We start from the raw sequence: 23793 nt of genomic DNA on the forward strand, positions 1-23793 counted from the left end.
GAGGACCAGAATCGATGCGCCAGGCTGGCAGACACTTCTTGCAAATACCGGGGCCAAGCGCGGTTCCCGACCGAATTCTCAAGGCCATCGGCCAGCAAACCATTGACCACCGCGGACCCGATTTCGCCGAGGTGGGGCAAAAGGCGCTGGAGGGCATGAAGACCATCTTCAAGACCAAGCAGCACGTGTTCATTTTTCCCTCGTCGGGGACGGGGGCATGGGAAGCCGCGCTGGTGAACACTCTGTCTCCGGGGGACAAGGTCCTGATGTTCGAAACCGGGCATTTTGCGACCCTGTGGAACAAGATGGCGCGCAAGATCGGGTTGGAGCCCGAGTTCCTTGAAGGTGACTGGCGCGGCGGGGCAGAACCCGATCGCATCGAAGCGCGTCTGCGCGCGGACACCAACCACGATATCAAGGCTGTTTGCGTGGTTCACAACGAAACCTCGACCGGTTCCGTTTCGCCCATCGCCGAGGTTCGCAAGGCCATCGACGCGGCGGGTCATCCGGCGCTGTTGATGGTCGACTCGATCTCGGGCCTTGCCTCGATCGACTTCCGCTTTGACGAGTGGGGCGTGGATGTCTGCGTCTCCGGATCTCAGAAGGGATTGATGCTGCCGCCCGGGCTGAGCTTCAATGCCGTCAGCGAAAAGGCGTTGGAGCACGCGAAATCGGTCACCATGCCACGCAGCTACTGGGACTGGCAGGACATGGTCGGACCCAACGCCAACGGCTATTTTCCTTACACGCCGGGAACGAACCTGCTTTATGGTCTGAACGAAGCCATCGACATGCTTCACGAGGAGGGGTTGGACAATGTCTTTGCCCGCCACGCCCGCCACGGCGCGGCAACCCGTGCAGCGGTGCGCGCCTGGGGGCTGGAGGTGCTCTGCGCGCGGCAAGGTCAGGAATCCGGTGTGCTGACAGCGGTTCTCGTTCCGGAGGGGCATTCCGCCGATGCGTTCCGGGCGACCACGCTCAAGTATTACGATATTTCGCTCGGCAACGGCCTGTCCAAGGTTGCCGACAAGGTGTTCCGCATCGGACACCTCGGGGATTTCAATGACCTGATGCTGATGGCAACATTGTCCGGCGTGGAAATGGGCCTGGCCAAGGCCGGCATCCCGCATCGATCCGGCGGAGCGCAAGCCGCGATGGAGCATCTCAAGGAAACGACAGAAGAGCGGTTCGCCGCTGAATAACGCCCGGGAGGGGCATCAAAGGGAGGAAAACCATGAAACTGAAAGCAACCATACTCGCCAGTGTGGCCGCCATTGCCTTGCCGCTCGCCGCAAGCGCTGCGGATATGACACTGCGCTTCGGTCACGTCGGCAATCCCGGTTCGCTGTTCGAGGCATCGGCCAACGCATTTGCCGAATGCGCCAACGGCAAGCTGGGCGATCGCGCCGAAGTCCAGACGTTCGGTGCAAGCCAGCTTGGCAACGACCGCGAACTGCTGCAGAAGCTGAAACTCGGTCAGGTCGACTTTTCGCTGCCCTCGTCGGTGATGTCATCGGTCGCCCCGGAATTCGGCGTGTTCGAGATGCCGTATATCGTGCAAGACCGCGACCACATGCGCCGCATCCAGGCTGAACTGGGCGACGTTTTTCAGGACGCGGCACTCGGCGAGGGCTACCGGATCATCGGCTACTTCGAAAACGGTTTCCGCCACATCACCAACAACACTCGACCGATCAACACGCCCGAAGATTTGCAAGGCGTGAAGCTGCGCACTCCAAACGCTGAATGGCGGGTGAAGATGTTCCAGCTGTATGGCGCCAATCCGACGCCCATGGCGTTCTCGGAAGTGTTCACCGCGCTCCAGACCAACGTCATCGACGGGCAGGAAAACCCCTACGCGCAGATTGCATCGGCCAAGTTCCAGGAAGTGCAGGAATACCTGTCGATCACCGGCCACGTTTACACGCCCGGCTACGTGCTGGTCGCCGAAAACCAGTGGCAGAAGCTGCCCGAGGACGTGCGCGCCGACCTTGAAGCCTGCGGATCCGAGACGCAGGACTTCGTTTACGACCATGCCGCAAAGCTCGAAGAAGAACTCTTGCAGGTGATCCGGGATGCCGGTGTTCAAATCAACGAGGCCGACAACGCAGCTTTCATCGAAGCCTCGGCACCGATCTACGAAGAGTTCGCAAACACCGTGGATGGCGGGGCGGAACTCATCGAGCGAATTCAGAACCTCGCATCCGGGTCCTGACCTGAACCGTGCAGGGGGCCAACCATGGCCCTCTGTCGACGTCGCGATAACCAACCATGACTGCTTTTTCTGACATCACCGGGCCTCGTGCCCCGGCGGGGGCCACCTATGCTCAACTCACTGCGCAACTTCTTTGAGGTCGTTCTCGAATACTTCGTGATCTTCCTCATGGTGATCCTGACAACCATCGTTGTGGTTGCAGTGATCTACCGACTGCTCGGATCGAGCCTCGCCTGGTACGATGAGGTCGCCGCCATCCTTCTTGCATGGATCACCTACTACGGATCGGCACTGGCCGTCCTGCGGCGTCGGCACATCGGATTTGACTCCGTACTCCTGTCGATCCCGATGCCCGCACGGATGTGGGGTGTGATGCTGGCCGAAGCGATCACGGCCGGGTTCTTTGTCTTGCTCGCTTGGGCTGGCTACACGGTGATGACCATTCTCGGTGGCATGTCGTTGACGTCACTCACATGGGTGCCGATCAGCTTCACGCAATCCGTCATCCCGATCGGCGCTGTGCTGTTCCTGATCTGCCAGGCGCTGAGCCTGCCGGAATACTGGCGCATGACCGCAAACGGCGTATCCCTCGAACACGCCGAAATCGAAGAAGAAGTTGAAACCGAGATGAAGAAAGCGGGGAATGCCTGATGCTTATGCTGGGTATCTTCATCGCGATGGTTGCGATGATCTGTCTGAACGTGCCGATCGGCGTGTCCCTGGCCGTTTCGGCCATCATCGGGCTTCTGGTTCTCGAAGGTCCCGGATCTTTGGTGAATGTCGCACTGGACATGTACAGCGGTGCAACGAAGTTTTCTCTGATTGCGATCCCGATGTTCGTTCTGGCCGGCGCCATCATGAATGCTGGCGGCATCACGGACAGGCTGATCAACTTCGTCGCGGCCCTTATCGGGTTTGTCCGGGGCGGTTTGGCGCACGTGAATATCGGCGTTTCGCTCTTCTTTGCCGAGATCTCCGGCTCGGCCGTCGCGGATGTGGCCGCCATGGGATCCGTCATGATCCCGCAGATGAAGAAGCGCGGCTACTCCGCGGCATTCTCTGCGGCGGTAACGTCATCCTCCGCATCCCTTGCGATCATCATTCCGCCGTCGATCCCGATGATCCTCTACGCCACCTCGGCCAACGTCTCGGTCGAGCAACTTTTCGTCGCCGGTCTGATCCCTGGGTTCATGGGCGCGGCCGGTCTGATGGGCGTGGCCTACTATTTCGCCCGCCGCTACGATCTCCCATGCGAAGAGGCCTTCTCCGGTCGTCGTCTGTGGGTCGCTTTCGTCGACGCGCTACCCACCTTCGCGCTTCCGGTCATCATCCTCGGCGGCATCTTCGGTGGCTACGTCACCGCGACAGAAGCCGCGGGTCTCGCCGTTCTCGCCGCCATCGTCATCAGCTTCTACTACCGACAGGTCGATCTGAAGCACCTGCAACGCTCGATGCTGGACGGCGGAATGCAGACCGCCGTGGTCATGCTTCTGGTTGCCGCGTCCGTCGTCATGGGAGGTTTCCTGACACGCGCGCAATACCCCCAAGAGCTTGCGCAAGGCATTCTCGCGATCACCGACAACAAGTGGCTGGTCCTGCTGATCCTGAACTTCTTTTTCTTGGTGATCGGGTTTTTCCTGCACTCCGCAGCCGCGATCATCCTTGTGGTTCCGATCGTGATCCCTCTGATCGAAGCGGTCGGGATCAACCCGATCCATTTCGGTCTTGTGGTGACGCTGAACCTCGCGATCGGCCAGCAAACCCCACCGGTCGCGAGCGTGCTCATTACCGCCTGCGCCGTGGCGCGCGCGAATATCTGGGACGTGACCAAGGTCAACGTGTACTTCATTGCCGTCCTTCTGACTGTTCTGCTGATGTGCACATACATCCCGTCGATTCCGCTCTTCCTGGTGGATTACTTCTACAACTAGAGACCTTCTGCCTGCCCGCGGTCCTCCGAAGGGCAGGTCACTTGACACGTCGGAGAAGCCCGTCATGAACCTTGAACTGGCAAACACGCTCATCAATGCCGCGCTGGAGTATCGCCGCAGAACGCAAATGAAACCATTGACTGTTGCAGTGATCGACGCGGGCGGCCATCTGGTGGCACTGAACCGCGAAGACGGCACGAGCAACCTTCGGGCCGAGATCGCACAGGGTAAAGCCAAGGGGGCCGTGGCGATGGGGCTCGGCTCGCGCGCCCTGTTTAACCGCGCGCAGGAGCAACCCTACTTTATCACCGCCATGAACGCGCTCAATGGCGGTGACCTTGTCCCTGTGCCCGGCGGGGTCTTGATCCGACAGAACGGTACGCTTCTAGGCGCAATCGGTATCACCGGAGACAGCTCCGACAACGACGAAGCCTGCGCGATAGCAGCCATTGAAGCACAAGGATTGACCGCTGAACCTGGGTGACGCGCAAAAACGATGGATGAGACGTCGAGGCAACGCTTATGGCAGATGGACCAACCGACCGGGTCAGGGACTGATCTGCTGGAGCGCCCCGCCGAGTGACGTGGTCTGGCAACCGGGATAGTTTTGTCCCGTGTTCAGGAGGACGATGAGATAGCGAAACCGGCACCGCCCGACGGAGATAGTTCGAGTAGGGAATGTCATCTTTTCGGTAGAGGATAACTCAAGCTGAATTTTTGCACCGCTCATGCAGACTGACGGCAGCTTGATCCTTGTTGAGCTATGGGGCTCTCGGAAAACCGAGACCAGTTTGCATCCAGAATTGGCCCGACAGCACCGCTTTGCGCAGTTTTCAGCGCGGAATGCCCGAAACCGGACCGAGCCACTCGCCGCCGAAGATGGCGAATGAGATGCTCAGGTCGGCGTCACCTGCACTTGCAGCGCCATGGTTTTGCGTGCCGCCGCCGGGAACCCGGCGGGGTCGAGCCCGAAGCGAAGTTCCACATCCACTGGCCCGGCTGCCGTCACCGCATCGGGCGCAAAGAAAGTCAGCCGCGCGGGGCGCCCCGCCGCGATGGTCACCCGTGCATCGGTGCTCGCGCCTGCTGGCCGTGCCGAAGTCACCACCGCCTCGCGCGGTGCGATGGGCAGTTCGAATTCCACGCTCGCCCCCGCTGCCACCGGTCCGACCGCGGGCAGCGTGATCTCGCGGATGGTCAGTGTGAAGGCCCGCACGAGGTTGGTGCGCTGCGCCTCCGTCAGCCGGGCGTCGCCCTCCTGGCCCGGGCCGGTGAACACCGGATGGGTCGCGGGATAGCTTGCCGTCATTTCGAGCGCCTGGCTCGTCGCGGCGGAATGCAGCGGCGCGGTGTAGCTCAGCCCGTCCACCTGGCCCTGGCCGGCCGCCCCTCCGGGAAAGCGCAGGGCATAGCTGGCAGACGTATCGCGCGCCTGCATCGCATAGGTCACGCGTTCTGTCTCGAAGATGTCGCGCGTGGTGGCGGGCTCGGTGACCACATCGCGCACGATGACCCGGTCGCGCTCGGTGAAGGCGGTGGGCATCGCTCCGGCCAGCACCACGTCGTCGGGCAGCGCGCCGCTATCATCGCGCAACTGTCCTGGCATCTCGAGCAGGTAGGTCCCCGGTGACGAGGCCGCGAAAAGCCCGCCCACCACGTTTTCGACCCGCGGATTGAACGAGAGCAGCCAGTTCTGCCTGAGCCGCACAAGCTGCGTCGTGCCGTCCGTGCCGTTGTCGGCACCGCCGATCACATCCGCCACATTGCCACCCGCGGGCAGACGGATGCTCAGCAGCGTCGCGGGATCGCCGCGTTGCGCCACGCCGCCGAACCGCGCCTGCACGAAACCAACGAGGCGCGAGAACTGCCCGACGAAGACTTCGCGCGGCTCCGACAGCGGGATCGAGGTATAAAGGTCGCCCGAGTGGAAAGCCGCGTCCTGCTCGAAGGGCGAGCGGCTGTCGTCGGTGTTTTGCGCCGAGGTGATGTAGAACCCCAGCAGGTAGAGCCCCAACCCCGGAAACCAGCTGTCCCGGTTCAGAAGGCTCGACAGCGCGCGACCCCAGGCCACTGGAATGTGGTCCGCCCAGAGCTGTTCGAGGTTGAAGCTGAACCAGGTCTGGATCGTCTTGCGCACCTGTTCGAATTCGCTCTTGACCAGCGAGACCTCGGATCCTGCCGGGAAGCGGGTCTCGTTGGGCGCAAAGCGCAATGTCACCGTGCGATTTTCGGTCGACAGGGTCTCGACCGCGTTCAAATCCTCGAAATCGTCGCGGGTGATGTCGATGCGCGAGCCCGCGTCGAACTTGGCCAGCCGCCCGGCATCGACATCGGGCGGCATCTGCACGATCCGGCGGTCCGCCTGAAGGTGGCCGGTGATCGTGGTGGGCGATTTCGCCCCGCCGATCCCCCAGGCGATCAGCGCGATCACCGAGTCCAACCCGCCGAGCGAGATGTGACGCATGATCTTGGAATTGCGGTCGGCACTGTCGTCGCCGAATGCCGCGAAGCCCAGGTGGAACAGCCATGGGATCGGCATCGAGATGAAGAACGGCCCCCAGAGCGCCTCCTGGAAGACGTGGCGCATTTCGTGGTTCTGCAGCGCCTCCTGCCGGGTGAGCGGGTCTTCGTCCATCGCGGCTGGGATCATCACCATGCCTTCGTCGAGTCCGGCATTGGCAGCGGTCTGTCCGGTCGCTGCAACGCGGAAGGCCAGCACGGTGTTGGTGGCGGGAAAGACCTGCGGCTCGTCCAGCACGGCGAGGTTGCCATTGATCGAGGCGATGCGTGCGATCATGTCCTCGTCGCCGCCGGGCACTGTGTCCTCGCCGTGGATCAGCACGTCGTCGCCCACGGCGACCGGCGGCGGCCCGCCGTAGTCAAGATGCGGGCGCACCGCGACCACCGCCGCATTGGTCAGGCTGGCGGCGGTGTCGGGCACCATACGGGTGACGGAAAGCGCGCTCGTCGTGGCGCCGGCGAGCGTCTCGGTCAACTCGGCCACCACGACCGGGTCGGCAGAGAGACGGCGCACCGCGCCACCATCGGCGCTGCCGGCGGGACGGATGCGCAGAAGGTTGCCATTGGCGGGCGAAGCGGGGTTGGCCGGGATCAGCAGCACTTCGGCGCCCGCCGCATGGACCTGGTCAACGGGGACCTGGCGCTGCACGGTCAGGCGGCGCAGGGTGACGGCGGTGGTGTCGGGAATGGCCGTGGCCTCGGTCAGGGTGATGGTGTGGGCGGCTGCATCGACGCTGTCGATGACGCCGGTGCCGCCGCCGCCGCCGGTCAGCGACACGGCCTGACCGGCGGCGAAGCCCTCGGTGTCGCCCTCGGCCGTGGTAAAGACGCGCCCGCCACCGCTTGCCGTCGCCGCGGTGGAAGACGCCGGGTCGGGGACCATCAGGTCGGCCTCCACCGTGCCGCTCTGCAGAGCGGCCGGCAGGGCGGAGACGGTGACGTTCAGCAAGACCCGCTGGACGATGCGGATCTCGGGCTGCGCTGTTCCGGTCCCGCCGATCTCGACCCCGTCATCGGCGCGCAAAGCGGTCAACCGCCCGGCGGTCAGCCGTCGGTTCGCGGCGCCGGGCAAGGTACCGATGCTCTGCCCGGCCGCCGCCGAACCGTTCGTCTGCAGCCGCACCACGTCGACTGGCCCGGGAAAACCACCCAGTTCGGCGTCAAGCAGGATCTCGCGCGTGCCACGTGTCCGATCCACCCGCCGCCCGCGCGCGCTGGTGCCGTTGCGGATGCGCAAGGGGTTGCCGACGGCAAAGGTTGCGACACTGGCGCCGGTCCCCGCACGCAGCATGAGCGTCAAGGACGGAAAGGAGACCGGCGGAGTGCTGGTGGCGTTGCGCTGCTGGCGATCGGCGGCGGGCAGAAACTCGGTGATCGTCAGCCCGCTCGTGGGGATCTCCTCGGGGATCTGCGCGCCGACATGCAGCACGTTGCCGGACAGGAACTGGATCGGCCGGGCGATCCGGTCGGTGCCGCTTTCGATGCGGATCCAGGGGCGATCGAGCCGCCGTACCTCGACCACCTGTCCGTTGAACGCGGCGGGCAGCGGCGGGTCGACATCCACGGCGCCCGCCGCAGTCGGCCAGGAGGTTAGGCGGGTAAAGTGATCCTCGTTGCCGCCGCCGGGCAGTCGGACCGCCACCGCGTCGCCGTTCCAGAATACGTCCGTCAACGGCGCCGTGGTTCCGGTCAGCCCGGTCAGCGTGGCCGGGCTGCCGGCCGTGTAGGTGCCGCTCACCTGCGTCGCGGTGTTGGCCACCAGCAGCGCGTTGCGCGTCGTCGTGCCGGTCCCGAAAGGGTTCGTCCCGCCGCCGGTCGCCACCGGGTTTGCGCTGACGAAGCTGGTTCCCGAGGGCAGGGTGACGAGGTCGCGCTTGGCTCGCTCGCCAATCTCGCGGAAGTCCGAGCCGCGCTCCCACACGACACTTCCCAGCGTCCAGGCGCGGTCGGGCTGGATCTTCATCACCCCGTTCAGCCACAGCGAGAACGGCACCATCAGCCGATAGGAAGCGGCGGGCGGCGCGAGGTTGAAGATCGACCAGCGCCAGTACCAGTCACGGAACCCTTCGTCGAGCCAGCCTGACACGCCGATCATCCCGAACACGCCGGCCAGCGCGAAGATCACCTCCATGATGATATTGATCACCTCCATCTGCAGCGCCACGGAGGTCAGCTGCATCTGCCACAGGAAGGCGGAGATGGTGGTGAAGATCAGTCCGACCCAGTTGTGGCCGTTGAGGTCGAGCGCGTTCACCGGGTCGAGCGCGCACCATTGATAGGCCGTGGCGGGAGACAGGAAGCGGTCGGTGCCGCCGGGCATGGTGCGCAGGATACGTTTCAACCGCCCCGCGGCGGCGGCATCGGGGATCTCGCCGAACCAGCTGTCCGGGGTCAGGAACTCAGCGAGAACCGGGTCGAGCCAACGCGCACCGGACAGCAGCAGCCCGGTTTCCGGATCGCCGAAGAGCCCGGCGTGACCCGGCCCCTCCGCCGGGATGGGCGTATCGGCGCCGAACGGATCGCCGGCCAGCAGAGTGAGCCGCCCCTTCGCATCGCCCGTCACCAGCCGCCCGGCATGGGCGCGGTGATAGCTCGCCTTGAGCCGCCGCCCGGGCGCGCCGTCGATGCAGGCAACCGGCATCTGCCCCAGCCAGAGATAGCTGCACGCGACGCGGCCCGCGCCATCGATCTCGGCGACGCGGCGGTTTTCGGCGTCGACCATGTAGTAAACCGCGCCTTCCGGCGTGACGCGTCCCACCAGCCGGCCGAACCCGTCGTGGATGTAGCGGATGCGCCGTCCGTCGGGCAGCGTGACGGCACAGAGCTGGCCAAGCAGGTCGTAGGCGTAGCGCGTCTCGCCCTCGGGTCCGGACTTGGCGATGCGCCGCCCTTGCGCGTCATAGCGATAGGTCGTCCTTTCGCCGTCCGCCTCGTGCCAGAGCGCCATCGGTGCTGCGCCCCGGCCGATCGTGCGGGGGCAGGGGCCGTCCGCCCTGGTGAGAAGCCCGTCACCATGCGAATACATCGTCCGGCCCGCCGCGGTCTCGGCCTCGGTGAGCCGACCCTCTTCGTCATAAGCAAAGCGTTCCCGCCCGGCGGCGGTGATCCGTCCGGCTTCGTCGTGGTCATAGTCCCAGCCGATGGTGTGATCCCCGCTCACCGAGAGCGACAGCAGCCGCGGCTGCGCGTCGTGCCGGATCGTCTCTTCCGCCGTGACTCCATTTGCAAAGGCGATGCGGCTGCGTCCGGTTTCCGGGTCATGCTCCAGCGTGTAATAGGCGCGCAACCCGCAGACCAGCCGCCGTCCGCCGCCCGGCGCATCGGTGAAGCGGAGCGGTGCCGCAGCACCGGGATAGTGCCACCCGGTCTCCGCGCCCTCTGCGTCGCGCATCACGCGCCATGTCCATGTCTGCCCGGCGACGGTCTGGGTAACCGTCTCGGGCCGGCCCTCGGCGTCGCTGTGGATCGTGGTCTCGGTCTCGGCGGTGATCGCGGTCAGGCTGCGTGGCCCGTGGCGGAACCGGATTTCTTCATCGCCGCCCGTGATGGCGGTCAGCCGGCCCTGCGCATCGTGGGTGTAGCGCCGCTCCGTTCCGTCCGGGAATTTCTGCCGCTCCAGCCGTCCGGCGGCATCGTAGCGGTCGATCCTCACGGCGCCATTCGGCAGGGGAACGCGGCGCTCCTCGCCCGCCTGCGGCACGGGTAGCGGGGCCATGTCACGCGGCGACATTGACACCTCCACTGACGGAAACCGACCCTGACACCCCGCCGCCGGACAGCGTGTCCTGAAGTGCTGCGAGCACGGCGTCGAAGGCCTCTTCGATGCGCGAGATGCAGATCGGCAGGTCGGCGCGGATCTCGGCAATCAGGTCGATCAGGGGTTGGATCAGCACGCGCGGGTCGAGCCGCCCAAGCGCGTCGGAAAGCGCCTGCATCTCGACCAGCGCCCCGCCCAGAAGCTGGCTCGGTTTCAGCGCGGCAAGTCGCGCTTGCAAGTCACGAAACGGCGCGGGGTCGGGCAGCAATTCGCCCACGAGGCCCGTCAGCATGTCGGCCAGGGCGTCACGTTCAGAATTCAGATCGTCCGCAAGCCGTCCGAGGTCGATCTGGTCCAGAAGCCCTTTCACCGCGTCGAAAAGCGGCTGCAAGTCTTCTTTCAGCGCCGCCGGCCCCAGCGCCAGAAGCTGCGCCTTGAGCTCGGCATGGATGTCACCGGCAAAGCTCAGCAAGTGGTTCGGGGTGAGCGGCAGGAACAGGTCCTCAACTCGCGCGAAGGCCGCATCCATCGCGTTGAACAGCACCTCGGAAAACCCCAGCAACCGGGTGCCGAACTCGTCGAAGGCGGCGTTGATCTCGTCGCGCAGCGGGCTCGGATCTAGCGCCTGCATAGCCGCCTTGAGCCCGGTGCCGTCGACCCCTCCGTCGAGTGCGGCGGGCAGCAGGTCGGCAATGCCCGGCGCGCGCGTGGCATAGGCGATGCGCAGATGGTCAAGGTCGAGCCGCGCCCTTGCCCGGCCCAGAGCGGCCTCGATCTGCGCCGCTTGCGCGGCGGAGGGCGCAAGCGCCATCGGGTCCACCCCTTCGAGCCGCGACTGCGCCCGGAGTGCCACTATCTGGGTGTCGCCCGCCGTCACCCGGACCGAGGCGGAAATGCTGGCCGAGAGCGTGCGGTAACATTCCACCGGCACCGCGAGGCGCAGGGCATAAGCTGCCGGGTCGCAAAGCGTGCGCACGCCATCCAGTGCTTCGTCCAGCCCGCTTTCGATCCGCGCCGGGTCGAGCGCGGCGAGCGCGCCGTTCAGCTTGTCGTGCAGTTGCGCCGCCGCCGCGTCCATGATCCCGCCGTCGAGTTCGTCCAGCGCCTCAAAGAGCCGGTTGTGCAGGTCGATCAGCGGGATCAGCAGGTCGCCGGGGCGAAAGCCGAAGAGGTCGTCGTCGGTGTCCACATTGCTCGTCAACTCGGTCTTCAGCACGCCGCCCGCATCCGCCAGCGCAGCGGGCGGGCCGGCACGCTGGCCGGCGCTCTGGCCCATCCGCTCGCCCTCGCCGGCGATGCCGCCCATGTATTGCGTGGGCTCCAGCGCGTCGATTGCGGTGATGATGGGTTGGAACGCCTCTTCCAGGGGATCAAGCAGGATGCCCGGATCGAGGATGCCTTCGATGCGTCCGCGGATGTCGTCCTGCACGTCGATCACCGGTTGCAGCAGGGTGCGGAAATCGACCGACGCGATGGCCCCGCGCACCGGGGCCATGGCTTGGTCCATCAGGGCCTGCAATCCCTCCGGCCCGAACTCGCCCAGCTTGGCCAGAACCTCGTCGACCGGCCCGTCGAGCTGTTCCACCAGCGCGACCGGATCGAGCTTGCGGAGTTCGTCGAGCAACCCGCCGAGCGCCTCCGCTGCACCCTCCAGTAGCGGCGTCGGGTCGATCACCGCCAGCACCTCGTCCACCGGACCGTTGATGCTCACGGCGACCTCGATTTGCTCGAGCTCGCCCAAGAGCGACGAGAGCGGCGCGCGGGCGGGTTCGGGAATGATGGAAATGTCGATACCGCCGATCTTGTCGGCCAGCCCGGCGAGGAAATCGACCACCTCGGCGCAGGGCGTATCGAGGTCGAACTCGTCCAGAACGCGGGTGATGTCGGCGATGGCGGACTCGACTTCGCCGATCGCCTCGGTGATTTGCGACAGGAAACCGGCCACCTTGTCAACCGCGCCGCGGAGCGCCGTCTCGAGTTCGGCGACTTGGGTCGCGACGGTGTTCAGGGCGCTTTCCACCTCGTCCCAGAGCGCGCCGACCGAGGCGCCAATGGCGTCGCCGGCCTGCTCCTCTACCGTTTCGCGGGCGCTGCGGATCGGTTCGAGCGCCTGCTGCCGCAGCCCGTCGAGGTCGATCCCGTCAAGCGTGGCGGCGGCATCGCGGAGCGCGGTCTCGATGGTCTGTGCAAGGTCGGCGAGCGGCAGGTCGCGGATCGCGGCGATCAACTGGCGTTGCATCGTCAGAAGCCGCGCGCGCAATTGGCCGAGGCCGCTGTCTTCGAGGCAGCCGAAGAAGCCGTCGATCAATTCGAACAGCAGGGCCTGCAACTGCTCCTCGGTGGGGGCGAGCCCTTCGAGTCCGTCGGCGAAGCCGCGGATCGTGTTGCGCAACTGGTCGAGCACCGGGGTCAGCCGCGCCGGCTTGACCCGAGCCACACCGCTCAGCGCCTCGGCCACCGGCCGGAGGTCGGGCGGCTGGAACCCGTCCACCGCCTGCAGGCAATCGGCGATCACCCGGTCGCGCAGGCCGGTCAGTTCCAGTTGCAGCGCCTGCGCCCGTGACAACGCCGCGTCAAGCGCCGGCCAGTCGATCTCACCCGTGGTATGGCCCTCGATCTCGGCCCAGAGCGCCGTGAGTTCGACCTCGATCCCGGCGAGGCGGGTGGCGTCGGGTCCGCTCAGGCGCAGTTCGGCGAAGTCTGCCTCGATCCTGCCGATCTGTGCGCGCGGCGCGTCGAGAAGGGTGCTCGGGGCGCCGACAAGCGCGTTGGCCAGAAGCTCCACCACCTCGTCGACCTGCGGCGCCTGATGCCGCCACCGCGTCATCGAGGTGAAGAGGTGGAGGAAGCGCGAGAACTGCGTGGCGATTTCCTCGATCTCGCCGCCCGACCCGGTGCCCAGCTGGTCAACGAGGTCGATGTTGCGATCAAGAAGCGTGCGAATGGTGTCTTCGGCGCTGCCGCGTGCGGCGGCCTCGATCACCGGTTGCAGCATCTGCACCATCTGCGCGACGGTGCCCGAGACACGGCCGATATCGGCCACCGCATCGGCAGGCAGCCGGCCCAGCAGGTCCGAGAACGGCCCCGTCGCGTCGCCGAGGTCAGGCAGGTCCAAGAGCCCCTCGGCCATCCCGCCAAGCACACCGAGTAACCCCGAGAGTGGGTTGTCGGCCTGCGATCCCTCCTCGATCTGCCGCATCAGCGTCAGGATGGTCTGCAGCGCGGTGACGATCTCTGACGGTGTCTGGTTCAGCACCGCCACAACGTCGCCCGAGATCCCGACCTGTCCGGTAAGCACATCGCTCATGCCGCCGCCTCCCCGCCGGTTGCCTGTCCCGGCGCTGCCATCGGGTCGTAAAAGAGCGCCGCCTCCTCGATGGTGAGGTCCATCAGCGCGCGCGAGAAAAACCCGACCTCCGTGCCGATGCGTCCCTCACCGGGGACGTTCCCAAGTGCGCCCGCGAGGGCTGCAGGCATTGCGCCGGACCAGCGGAATTCCCGGTCCGACGCGCGGTCCCAGGTCCCGCCCAGCGGCCATACACCAGCGGTTAGACCGCTGAGGACGGGGGCAGGCTGCGGGTCAGGCACATGTTCGAGTGCAGCCAAGGAGAGCGGCATGTTGGTCAAGGCGCCCGATGGCGGTGCCCATGTGCGTGCGTCGTCGCGGGTAACGACGGGTGCACGCGCATCCGCCGTTGCGGGGCCTGCGAACCAGCGGACGGTGCCGAAGGTGCAACGTGCCCCGATCCAGAGCGGCGTCTCGCCCGGCGCAGGCGTGAACGGTTCGGGCAGATCGACGATCAGCCAGCCGGGCGCGCGCTTGTTGAACCGTGCCACGGTGGGCGGCGCAACGGCGGCGCCGGGCAACCCGCCGGCATCTGCGCGCAGAAGGAGCGTGATCTCCGCCTCTGCGTCCGCCGCGATCTGTAGCGCCAGTGCGACGGTGGGCTGTGGTGTTTCTGCGCATACGAGTGTCAGCGGCGCGGCGGCTTCGGCGCGCGCCGTGATCGTCAGACCCGTGATTGGCCGCGACGGGTCCGGATCGGGCGAACCAGCGTTGAGCCGCCGCCCCGCCATCCGCGCCACCAGCGTCATGCGCGTCTCGGCCGGCAGGCGTTCCGCTGCGGCCTCGAACCGGCAGCGCGCCCAGCCCGGCCCGAGCGGAACCTGCCGCTGGTCCTCGGCGACCGCGTCGAGCCGGTAACGTGCGGACAGCCGGCTTTGCAGAATCGCGATCCGCCCACGCGTTGCGCTGGTGATGTTCAGCGGCAGCGACAGAGTGGGACCATCACCCTCCGCAAGCTCTGCCGTGAGGTGCCGCCCGGCCAGCGGCAGGAAGGCGACCTCTTGCGTGCCCGCCTCGGGCGCCAGCACCGGCGGATGGTCAAACAGTGCCACCGTCTTGCCGCCGGTCTCCAGCGCCACGGACACGCCTTCGGGCAGCGCGTCGATCTGCACGTCCGACACGCTCGCCTCGAACTCCACGGGCTGCAGCGCATCGGGGCTGTCGCCATGGGCAAGTTGCAACAGCACGCCCTCCACCGGCAGGCCGGGCAGGGTCACCAGCAACCCGTCCGTCACGCGCCGGAACCCCGCCCCGGCCAACAGCGGGTCGTAAAGCGGGCTGTCGAGCGCGAAGGTCGGCACGGAATAGACCGGCGGGCCGAACCCGCCGCCGCTCTTGAGCCGCACGACAAGACGCAAGGGGGTGCCGCCGCCCGGCAGGTCGGCGTCGAGCGCCTCGCCCAGCAGAAGGAACTTGCGCGGATCCTGGGTCACCGCGTCGGGGAAGACCGGCGGCGCGAGTCGGATCTGCGTGGCTCGTGTCGGGCGTGGGAAAGCGATGGCGACGCCCGTGTCGGCGCCCGCGGGCAGCGTCACGGCGTGGTCTTCGGACGCCATCTGCCGGCTCTCTGCCCGGAATGTCAGCCTGGCCTCGGCGACTTCGATCCCGTCCATCCCGGCCAGTCGCGGCACAGCCAGCGCGCGGCTCAGCGTGCCCGGCGCGTCAAAGTCGAGCCGATCCGCGGGTACGGCCTGCCAATAGCCCTGCACCGCGGCCTCTGCAACCTGCATGGTGCCCGTCAAAAGCAGCGCAGTCTGGGAAAAGCCGATCATGGCGCCACCGGGGACAGGCCGATGGTCAGCCCGCCGAGATAGAGCCCGCGTCCACCGGCATCGGTGGCGACATGCACCGCGACGGTTTCGGAGCGCGTGGTCCCGAGCGCGCCCACCGGCGCAGTATAGCGTGCGATGAAGGCACCGTCCGCGGCGCTCACGAGGCGCAGGCCGGTTTCGGCGCCGTCGGAGCCGGTGGTGATCCGCCCGCGATCCGCCGGCGGCAGGGCGCTCTCGACTCGGAGTGCGAGCTGCGCGGGCGCACGGGCGCCGGCATCGACCTCGGCGAGCCGGTCGAGGGGCAGACCGGTGATGGTAATGTCGGTGCTCTCGCCGGTGCGAAGGCGCAGCCGGTCGGCGGTCAGGCGCAGCGGCGCGGCGGCGACGAAAACGTCCACAGCATCGATCAGGCCCAGCGTCTCGGTCACGCCCACCGGCCAGATATCCGCGCGAATCTGCCAGCGCAGTTCGGCTCTGATCAGGTCGTCATCGGCTTCGCTCAGAAAACCGCCGGTCTCCAGCCGGAAGGCCCGCACGGCGTAGCCCGGATCGGGCGCCGTGGGCGCGAACGCGCGGCCATCGCTGAACCGTGCCGCCGAGAGCGTGTGCATGAGGACCGACAGATCGGCCAGCAGCGTAGCACGCCCGGCGGCATGGTCAGGGTTGCCCGGCGGTCCGGGCGGGGCCAGTGAAAAAGTCGCCACGGCAGCGGTGTCGAGCGGCAACACCCGGCGTTCGGTATCGGGTGGGACGCGCTCGGCAAATCGTTCGGCGAAATGCTGCGACGGTGCAACGTTGTCGATCCGCACCGCGACCCGGCCCTGTCCGGGCCCGAGCCCCGACCCGTCCGGCATGCCCGCCACGACCGACAGGTGCGCCTGCGTGGCAAGGGCGTCTCCGATCAGGGCCGTGAGGCGGGATTCGAGCGCATCAAGCAAGGGCGCCTCCTAGCGGGGCACGACGACACGTCCGTCGCCCCGGATGACGGGCCGGTCGCGCAGGGTGACGGTGGCTTCGTTGATGGCCGACAGGCGCGCGGTCTCGATCTCGGTCCGGAGCGCCTTGGCGTTCTCGTTCAGCAGCCTCGTCTGGTCGGCGCGCAGCCGACTTTCGGCAGAGGCAACGGCGCTGGCCACGGTATCCTGCTGCGCGCGGGTCATGGTGGCGAACCGCGCGTCGATGTCCAGTTTCGCGACCCGCTCGTCCACGGCCTTGGCGATGGTTTCCTCCAGCCCGGCGAGGCGCGCGTTCACTGCCGAGTCCAGCCGCCCGTCGAGCGCCGCGAACCGTTCCTCGAGGCGCTGGTCGATTTGGGCCGAGAGGTCGGCGGTTTCCTCGGCCACCGCCGTGCCGATCCCGGCGCGCAGATCCTCGCTGATCGTCTTCTGCACCTTGGCGGTCTGGCGGGCGATCTCCTGCTGCGCGAAAGTTTCCAGCGTGCCACGCGTCTCGGCGGTGGCGGTTTCGACCGCGTCGACGATGTCGTTGTCGAGCGCGGCAAGCCGTGTGTCCATTGCGCCGAGCCGTGTATCGAGGTTTGCGCTCAGCGCGGCGGTGCGCGTGTCGATGCGGGCCTCGGTCGAGGCCAGCACCTCGGCGGCGATCTCGGTGCGCAAGGGCGCGACGGCGGTCCGGGCGGCGGTCATGACCTGTGTTTCCAGCGTCCGGCTCTGTTCGGCGAAACGCGCGTCGAGCCCGGTCTTGAGCCGCGTCTCGATCCCCGCCGTCGCGTCGGCGACGGCTCCGGGCAGCGCGGCATTCATGCCGGCCTCAATGGCGGTGCGGGCGGCGGCGATCTGCGCCTGGTTCTCGCTGCGAAAGGCATCGAGCGCGGACTCGCGCTCGGCGGTGACAGTGGCGAAGCGGGTGTCGAGATCTTCCTGGAGCGCCGTGCGCGTTGCGGTATCGGCATCGGCCACCGAGGCTGCCACCTCGCTCTGCATGTCCGAGCGCAGAACAGCGAAGCGATCGTCAAGCGCGTTGCCCGCATCCTCGAGCCCGGCCAAATCCTCGACTTGGCGCAAACGCAGTTCCAGGTCGCGCGTCCGCAGGATGTCGCCGTCCACGCCCAGAATCGCGTCGCGCAGGGCGGTGGCCTCCTCGATCTGCTTGGACAGGGCGGCGATGTCGATCGGGTTGCCGTTGGGGTCGGTCAGTCGCGCGGACAATTCGCGCGCCACGGCGATGTCGTCGGAGACCGCGCCAAGCCGCCCGTCGATCCCGTCGAGGCTGAGACGCACCGCGTCGATCTCGTCGAGTTTCGGCTGAAACGACTCCACTTCGCGCCGCGTGTCGAACTGGCCGACGGCAAAGCGGTCGACCTCGCGGCGCTGGCTCTCGACGCTTTCGCGCAGCCGCGCCACCTCGGCAGAGAGCGCCTTGACCTGACGCGACAGCGCGCTGAGATCGCGTTGCGCCGTCAGTCCGCCTGCGCCTTCAAGCCGGGCTGCCAGAGCGGGTTCCAGCCAGCGTTCGGTGATCTCGCCCTCGTGACCATGATCGGCGGGGGCGAACTTTGACTTGAGCGCCTCGTTGCGGGCCAGGTCCTGGTCGCGCACGATGTCGACCAGCACCTGCACCGCGCCGACAAGCGCGTTCCATGACGCCGCCTCGATCGGTCCGCCACGGGCCTTGTCGTCGATCTCGTCCAGCGCGTCGGTGATGCCCGCGAGTTTCTCAAGAACCATGGCTCAGACCCCCTTGAACGCCTTGACGGTCGTGCCGCCCAGCGTGCGGTCGCGTTTCTGCTGCTCGGCCAGCTCGGCGGCGTAGGAGGTGGCCTTCGTCGTGCGCAGCAGGTCGGAATAGGCGCTGGCCTCGGCGACGGATTTCGCATCGACAAGGTCGGGCTTGTCCTGCAGCACCTTCTCGATCTGCGTGGCCAGTTCCACCCCCGCGGTGCGCGACACGCGCGAGAACTGCGTCGGGCTCTTGGAGGCCTCCTTCTCCAGCCGGTCGACGATGTCGCGCCAGGGCTTGGCTTGCGTGCTCTCGCGGTCGATGCCCGCGCTGTCGAGCACGTCGTCCACCGTCTTGCGAAAGCTCAGCGTCTGGATCTGGCGCTGCAGCTCGACCATGGCGGTGTTGAGGATCTCGAGCGCGGAGCGGAAATTGCCGGTCACCTCATCGAACTTGTCTTCAAGTTCCGGGTGGTTGTGCCCGGTGGGCGCGACAAGCCGCGTCAGCTCGGTCACCGCCTCGGCGGTCTGCCGCAGGTTGTCGACCAGCGCATTCCAGTCCTCCGCCTTTATCAGCTCGCCCGCCTCCTTTTCGCCCAGCTGCGCCATCAGAGCGGCGACCCCCTCGGTCACCTGCCGGACGGGCGAGAGGTCGGCATCGGGAATGTCGGCGATGGGCGTGTCGCGGAACTGTGACGGGTCGATGATCATGGTGATCTTGGTCGGACCCTTGGGCAGCACGCGGATCGGCCGTCGCGCCACGGGCAACGCGAGGTTGGGGTGCTTCAGCACGACCTCGTAGGAGCCGGGCCGCATCCGTGGGAAGGTTACCGTGCCGTCGAGGAAGGGCTTGCGCTGCTGCACCACGGCATTGGTCAGCACGTCGCGGATCTCTACGTCGATATCCTTGTTGACCGCTGGAAAGCCCAGGATGTTCATGCTCAGATTGTTCATCTTGCGTCTCCTTGACAGTCAGTCGCCGAATGGGATGTCGATGTCCCAGAAGAAAGTGACCCGTTGGCCGGTGCGAAGTGTTACCGGCTCGAAGACCACCTGGTTATAAAGCGTGTCGCCGGCGAAGAGCCCCGCCTCGGTGACGTCCTCCAGATCGGCAATGGGCGTGAACTCCGCCGCCACCGAGACCCGCACGATCCCGTCAAGATCGGTGACGAAACTCAGCGCTTCCTGCGGCAGGGGCGCGCTCAGCGCATCGGCGGCGATGTCGGTGTCGGGGGGGGTCAGCTTGGTGGCGTCCGCGTCGGCGCTGTCGCGGGCGAAGCCAAGGCCCACACGGTCGACCGGCGCGGCCTCGGCACCGAAGAGCCGGCGCGCCACGATCTCGCCGCCGCCACGAGTGACGAGGTTCGTGCCCGCCCGAGTGGCGGTGGGGGTGATGAGCCTGAGATGCCCCGTGATACGTCCCGGCATCCTGTCCTCCTACTCAAAACGCGACCGGCCGAGCGCCGTGTCGTCAAAGCGTCCGCCCTGCGCGATGCGGGTGCGCGCCGCGCCGGTCCGTTCCGGCGGCAACGTGTGAAACGAGGTGCGGAAGCTGTCCCGCACGGCCATGCGTTCCGTGAAGCGGTCGTGCCTGACCCGGGCGCGCACCCCGGCGGCGCGCAGCCGCTCGATCATCAGCCCAAGTGCGCGGGCGACCAGCACGTGCGGCGCGTCGCCCGACAGCGCGTTGATCGTCTCGGGTTCGGCCACGAGATGCTGCGGCACACCGATCTCGAAGCTGGCCGGTGTGCTCTCGTCCCAGGTGAGGCTGAGACCGGCCCTCGTGCCGCCGGCAAACACCGCCTCGCCGAACCGGGTCCGGTTCCAGACGCCTTCGCGCAGAGCGTCGGACGCCAGGGCGAAGAAGGCGCGCGACAGGCTTGGCTCGCCGAAATGGCCAACCAGTAAAAACACCCAGTCGTTCGCGCCGCGGGCGATCTCGGGCAGGGCGGGCGTTGTGTCGAGATCGTCCGGTGTCCAAGGCGTGCCGAGCTGCACGGCGCCCAGCGAATAAAGCCCGTGGGTTACGTCTCGATCGTCGATGCGGGCGCGCGCCTTACCGTCGGGTCCGCCGGCTTCAATAACCAGCCGTTCGCCGAAGCGCACCGTTCCCCTGTAGCCGATGGCGGCGCCGGTGGTGATGTTCACCAGCACCGGCGAGGCGGTGGCACCGTCCGGATAGCCGGCGATGACGATCCTTGGCCGCGCCAGGTCGAGCCCGGCATTCGTGTCGCTCCAGCGAAAGAGGTAGGGCACCCGCCCCCGCCGCGCGGCCAGGGCCCTGGAGCGCACGCGTCGGGGTGGCGTCTCGACGAAGCGAAACGGCCGGTAAAGCGGCCGCGCGGCGATTGGCCCATAGGCGTCGGCATCAGCACTCTCGGTGAGGCCGGGCGCCAGAGTGAGCCCATCGACCGCACCTTGCACCCCGCGCAGGTAGTCGAGCACGAAGCGCTTGATCTCCTCGGGCCCCACCGCGCCGCGGAGCCGTGCCGCGACCAGTGCCAGCAACCGGGCGCGGAAAAGCCGAAGGTGTTCCCATTCGAAACGCTCGATGCCCAGAAGCGCGGCCAGCTTGTCGAGATCTTCGACCCGGTAGGCGAAGTTCACCCAATGGGTCTGCCGCATCCGGTCGAGATCCTCGTTGAACGCGTCGATCTGCAGCGAGATCGCGCCCAGCACCTGCCCGATGAGCGACTCCGGCGCATCGGTCAGCGGCGGCGGCAGACGTGCGGATATGCGCGAATAGGCAGTCATGCCATCACCTCCACCGTCCCGGTGGCGAGCGCCAGCCCGTCAGGCAGGGTGAAGGGGGGGCCAGTGGAGACCACCTCGGCGAAGAGATCGCCCGCTTGCACGGTGACGATCACCGAATCCGGGTCAAGCGTGAAATCGCCCGACAGGGCTGTCAGGACGGCAGAATGCGCCAGCGTGTCTCCCGGGCGGAGCGCAGCGACGAGCGCTTCGAAGGCGGTGCGGATCGCGCTTTCCGCCTGTTGCAGCGTGGCACCGGCATCCGGGATCGCCCGCAGCGAAAGGCTTGCGGTACCCTGCGTGCCGGTCGCGTCGGCGGGGGCGTCCTCGAAGGCCACCGGATCGAACACGATGTCGGACCGCGCGACGATGACAGAGGCCTGCGGCTCTATGGTCAGGTCGGCTCCCTGACTGCCGGTTTCACCCTTCAGAGACAGTGCGATCTTTACGTCGGCGATCCGGCCGTCTGCCAGCACCGCGGCCACCAGCGGGCCGTTGCGGATGCGCGTGGCGAGTCCCGTCGCGTTCACCTTGGTCTCCAGAACGTCCGTCACGTCCGACAGGATGCCCGCCACCACCGCTTCGGTCTGCGGCGCGCCGGCGAGCAGCAGCGTCAGCCGGAGCGCCACTTCGGCCCGCGCGGCGGAGGCGGTCACGACGCGGATTCCCGCCGGGCGCAGATCCTCGATCGTGTTGGCGACAACCGGGGGCAACGGGTCGCCGGGGGACTGGCCGTCGATGTCCAGCGCGATCTCGATCTCGCCGGGCAGGCCGTTGGGTTCCTCGTGCACCGCGACGCTGCGGATGTCGGGCAGGGCCATGAGGCCGTTCTTCAGCGCCGTGACCGTGCCCTTGTTCGCCGCCAGAAGCGCGCCGGCCACGCGGCGGCGCAGGTCGTCGTCGCTTTCGTCGGTTGTGGCGCGGGTGGTGGGGCGCGGGTTGGTCACCGCGTCGATGCCCGCAATGGTACGCTGGGTCACGGTCAGCACGTTCGCCTCCACCGCCGGCACCGCCGCGTGGGTGCCGCGCACGCGCACCTCTGTCACGCTTTCGCCGGCGAGCATCTGGCGCGGCTCCACCGTTTCGTAGCGCGCGGTGTCGGCGATGTCGGTCACCGGCGTGCCGACGGGGATGGTGATCGTGCCCTGTGCGCCGGCGCGGCGCGAAAACCGCACGCTGCCCACGGCCGCACCGGCCCGCGCGCGTTTCTGGGCCAGAAGGGCCACCACCCGGTCCAGGGCGGCGCCTTGAGCGGTTTCGAGGAAGGCGCTGTCATAGGCGAGGTTGAGCTGGGCGTAGAGCTTGGCCATCTCGGTCGAGACCGCCTCGACCAGCGTACGGGCGACAGAGCCCACGTTGACATCGGTGATCGGCGTGGGCTCGGACGTGGCGGGGTAGTAGTTGATCGACAGGTCGGTGTCGGGCGCGGGCCGGCGGTCGGGGCGCACGAAGCGCAGGACGGAACTGTCGTCCGGGTCCTCCGGTCCGCCGACCAGTTCGTATTCGTCGAGCCGGAAGACATGCGGCAGCGGTTCCCCCGTCGGGTCGGGATTGGGCAGGAAGCCGCGGACCATCGAGACGCGCGACACCGGGCGCTTCTTCAGGGTGACGGTGACGGGTTGCGGCGGGCTTGCATTGGGGTCGTAGCTGACGCGATGGCTCTCTTCGGCGACCCCGGCGGTGAGCGTCGTCAGGACGTCGACCACGATCTGGTCATAGGGGCGGTTGACGAAGGTCATGGCCTGCCCTCCGGGGTGCCTTGAGCGCAGATCGGCAAGAGAAACCCCGGCCTGGTCGGCGCGACGGTGGGCGAAATGCCAAGAGCGCCTCTCAAAGTGCCACCTCCAGCCCCAGCGACATCGCCTCGTCCTCGCCCAGCGGGCGGACCGAAAAGGCGATGCGCACGGTCTCGGGGCGGTCGTCGACCGTCACGACGCTCAAGCCCAGAACCTCCGCGACGCGCCGTTCCTGCCGCAATGCCTGCAGCACGTAGAGCCGGGCGCGCAGCCGCGACAGGTCGGTGTTGCCCATGCCGATCAACTCGGTCAGCCGGCAGCCATAGCGCGGATGGCCAAGCCCCTTCAGCGACCCGACCGGCGTCAGCAGCCGCAGGATCAGCGCCTGTGCGAGGTTCTCGCGGCCTGAGACCCGGGCAAGGTCCTTCGGTTCGCGGTCCTGCGCCACCCCGCCGCGCATTCCCGGCACCAGGCCGGCGTCGAGCGTGCCCCAGGAATCCGCTTCGGTCAGCCGGATCGCCGAGGGCACACCGGTGAAGCGCGTCAGGCCGATGTCGCTGCGCAGGACGTCGGTCACCGGCGCCTCCTCGATGTCGGGTGCAGGAGCGCCGTAGTGCAGGACGCGGGCGGGGCGACCATCCAGGGCGCTTTAAGTGAGGAGCCCTTGCGCATATCAGCCCCCCACCAGCACGGTTCCGGCGGCGATCACCTGGCCCACTGGCTGATCCACGGGGTCGTTGCAGGTCTTGGCCATGTCTCCCATCCGCGCCGCCTGTTTGCCACCGATCATGACCGTGGCCGAGCCCATCACCACCTCGGCCTTGTTCGTCGGCGGTTTCTGAAAGGCGGTTCCGGGCGGTGTTGGAAGGTGCGGCGGCGTGTTGTCGGCGGTCGAACCCACCACGGCGGCGGCCTGTCCCGCCACCTTCACACTGGGATCGAGCCCGCCGGTCAGGAGCCCCGAGAACGGGTGCGGCAGCGGTGTCGGCACCAGCGACGGTCCCGCCGGCACCATGACGATATGGGTATCGACCGCCACGATCCTGTCATTCGCCTTCGCCGCCGGGTTGCCCATCAGTTTCCTCCT

Annotated in this window: 16 protein-coding genes; 5 read left to right on the plus strand and 11 right to left on the minus strand. The window is 67.3% G+C overall.

The features are described from left to right. The first annotated feature begins 14 nt into the window (after positions 1–14). From JF290_RS00140 to JF290_RS00160, 5 genes are all read left to right on the plus strand, one after another. Positions 15–1202: a pyridoxal-phosphate-dependent aminotransferase family protein gene (locus tag JF290_RS00140; RefSeq protein WP_199022689.1), complete on the plus strand. Its 1188-nt coding sequence runs from the start codon at positions 15–17 to the stop codon at positions 1200–1202. Positions 1203–1264: 62 nt separating this feature from the next. Then, complete coding sequence (locus tag JF290_RS00145; protein ID WP_425503899.1) at positions 1265–2215, plus strand: TRAP transporter substrate-binding protein; 951 nt, start codon at positions 1265–1267, stop codon at positions 2213–2215. A gap of 108 nt (positions 2216–2323) precedes the next feature. Next, entirely contained in the window at positions 2324–2866 is a 543-nt protein-coding gene (locus JF290_RS00150) for a TRAP transporter small permease (protein ID WP_199022691.1), read from the plus strand. Next, positions 2866–4146: a TRAP transporter large permease gene (locus JF290_RS00155; protein WP_199022692.1), complete on the plus strand. Its 1281-nt coding sequence runs from the start codon at positions 2866–2868 to the stop codon at positions 4144–4146. Before JF290_RS00150 ends, JF290_RS00155 begins: the two co-directional genes overlap by 1 nt. Positions 4147–4210: 64 nt before the next feature. Further along, positions 4211–4630 (plus strand): GlcG/HbpS family heme-binding protein, encoded by a 420-nt coding sequence (locus tag JF290_RS00160; RefSeq protein ID WP_199022693.1) that lies wholly within the window; start codon positions 4211–4213, stop codon positions 4628–4630. Positions 4631–5041: 411 nt separating this feature from the next. Here JF290_RS00160 and JF290_RS00165 read toward each other — a convergent pair whose 3' ends face one another. The 11 genes from JF290_RS00165 to JF290_RS00215 all read right to left on the minus strand — a co-directional run bounded on the left by JF290_RS00165 (position 5042) and on the right by JF290_RS00215 (position 23781). Next, positions 5042–10396 carry a hypothetical protein gene (locus JF290_RS00165; RefSeq protein WP_199022694.1) on the minus strand — a complete coding sequence of 1785 codons (5355 nt, stop codon included), beginning with the start codon at positions 10394–10396 and terminating at the stop codon, positions 5042–5044. After that, positions 10383–13730: a hypothetical protein gene (locus JF290_RS00170; RefSeq protein ID WP_199022695.1), complete on the minus strand. Its 3348-nt coding sequence runs from the start codon at positions 13728–13730 to the stop codon at positions 10383–10385. Before JF290_RS00170 ends, JF290_RS00165 begins: the two co-directional genes overlap by 14 nt. After that, complete coding sequence (locus tag JF290_RS00175) at positions 13727–15541, minus strand: hypothetical protein (RefSeq protein ID WP_199022696.1); 1815 nt, start codon at positions 15539–15541, stop codon at positions 13727–13729. Before JF290_RS00175 ends, JF290_RS00170 begins: the two co-directional genes overlap by 4 nt. Beyond that, positions 15538–16479, minus strand: a complete 942-nt coding sequence (locus JF290_RS00180) for a hypothetical protein (protein ID WP_199022697.1) — start codon at positions 16477–16479, stop codon at positions 15538–15540. The genes JF290_RS00175 and JF290_RS00180 overlap by 4 nt, the downstream gene beginning before the upstream one ends. 9 nt (positions 16480–16488) lie before the next feature. Further along, on the minus strand, positions 16489–18228 hold the full coding sequence (locus JF290_RS00185; RefSeq protein ID WP_199022698.1) for a coiled-coil domain-containing protein: 1740 nt from the start codon (positions 18226–18228) through the stop codon (positions 16489–16491). A 3-nt stretch (positions 18229–18231) separates the two neighbouring features. After that, positions 18232–19173, minus strand: coding sequence for a hypothetical protein (locus JF290_RS00190; protein WP_199022699.1), 942 nt, complete (start codon positions 19171–19173; stop codon positions 18232–18234). A gap of 18 nt (positions 19174–19191) precedes the next feature. Continuing rightward, entirely contained in the window at positions 19192–19647 is a 456-nt protein-coding gene (locus JF290_RS00195) for a hypothetical protein (RefSeq protein ID WP_199022700.1), read from the minus strand. A 9-nt stretch (positions 19648–19656) separates the two neighbouring features. Next, a complete protein-coding gene (locus JF290_RS00200) occupies positions 19657–20973 on the minus strand; it encodes a hypothetical protein (protein WP_199022701.1) in 1317 nt (438 codons plus the stop codon). Then, positions 20970–22709: a baseplate J/gp47 family protein gene (locus JF290_RS00205; RefSeq protein WP_199022702.1), complete on the minus strand. Its 1740-nt coding sequence runs from the start codon at positions 22707–22709 to the stop codon at positions 20970–20972. The genes JF290_RS00200 and JF290_RS00205 overlap by 4 nt, the downstream gene beginning before the upstream one ends. Before the next feature lie 91 nt (positions 22710–22800). Next, positions 22801–23283, minus strand: a complete 483-nt coding sequence (locus JF290_RS00210) for a GPW/gp25 family protein (RefSeq protein WP_199022703.1) — start codon at positions 23281–23283, stop codon at positions 22801–22803. Between the two features lie 96 nt (positions 23284–23379). Next, positions 23380–23781: a PAAR domain-containing protein gene (locus tag JF290_RS00215; protein WP_199022704.1), complete on the minus strand. Its 402-nt coding sequence runs from the start codon at positions 23779–23781 to the stop codon at positions 23380–23382. Positions 23782–23793: the final 12 nt, after the last annotated feature.

This window comes from Sedimentitalea arenosa, from assembly GCF_016428585.1.
In the GTDB taxonomy this organism is placed as follows: domain Bacteria; phylum Pseudomonadota; class Alphaproteobacteria; order Rhodobacterales; family Rhodobacteraceae; genus Sedimentitalea; species Sedimentitalea arenosa.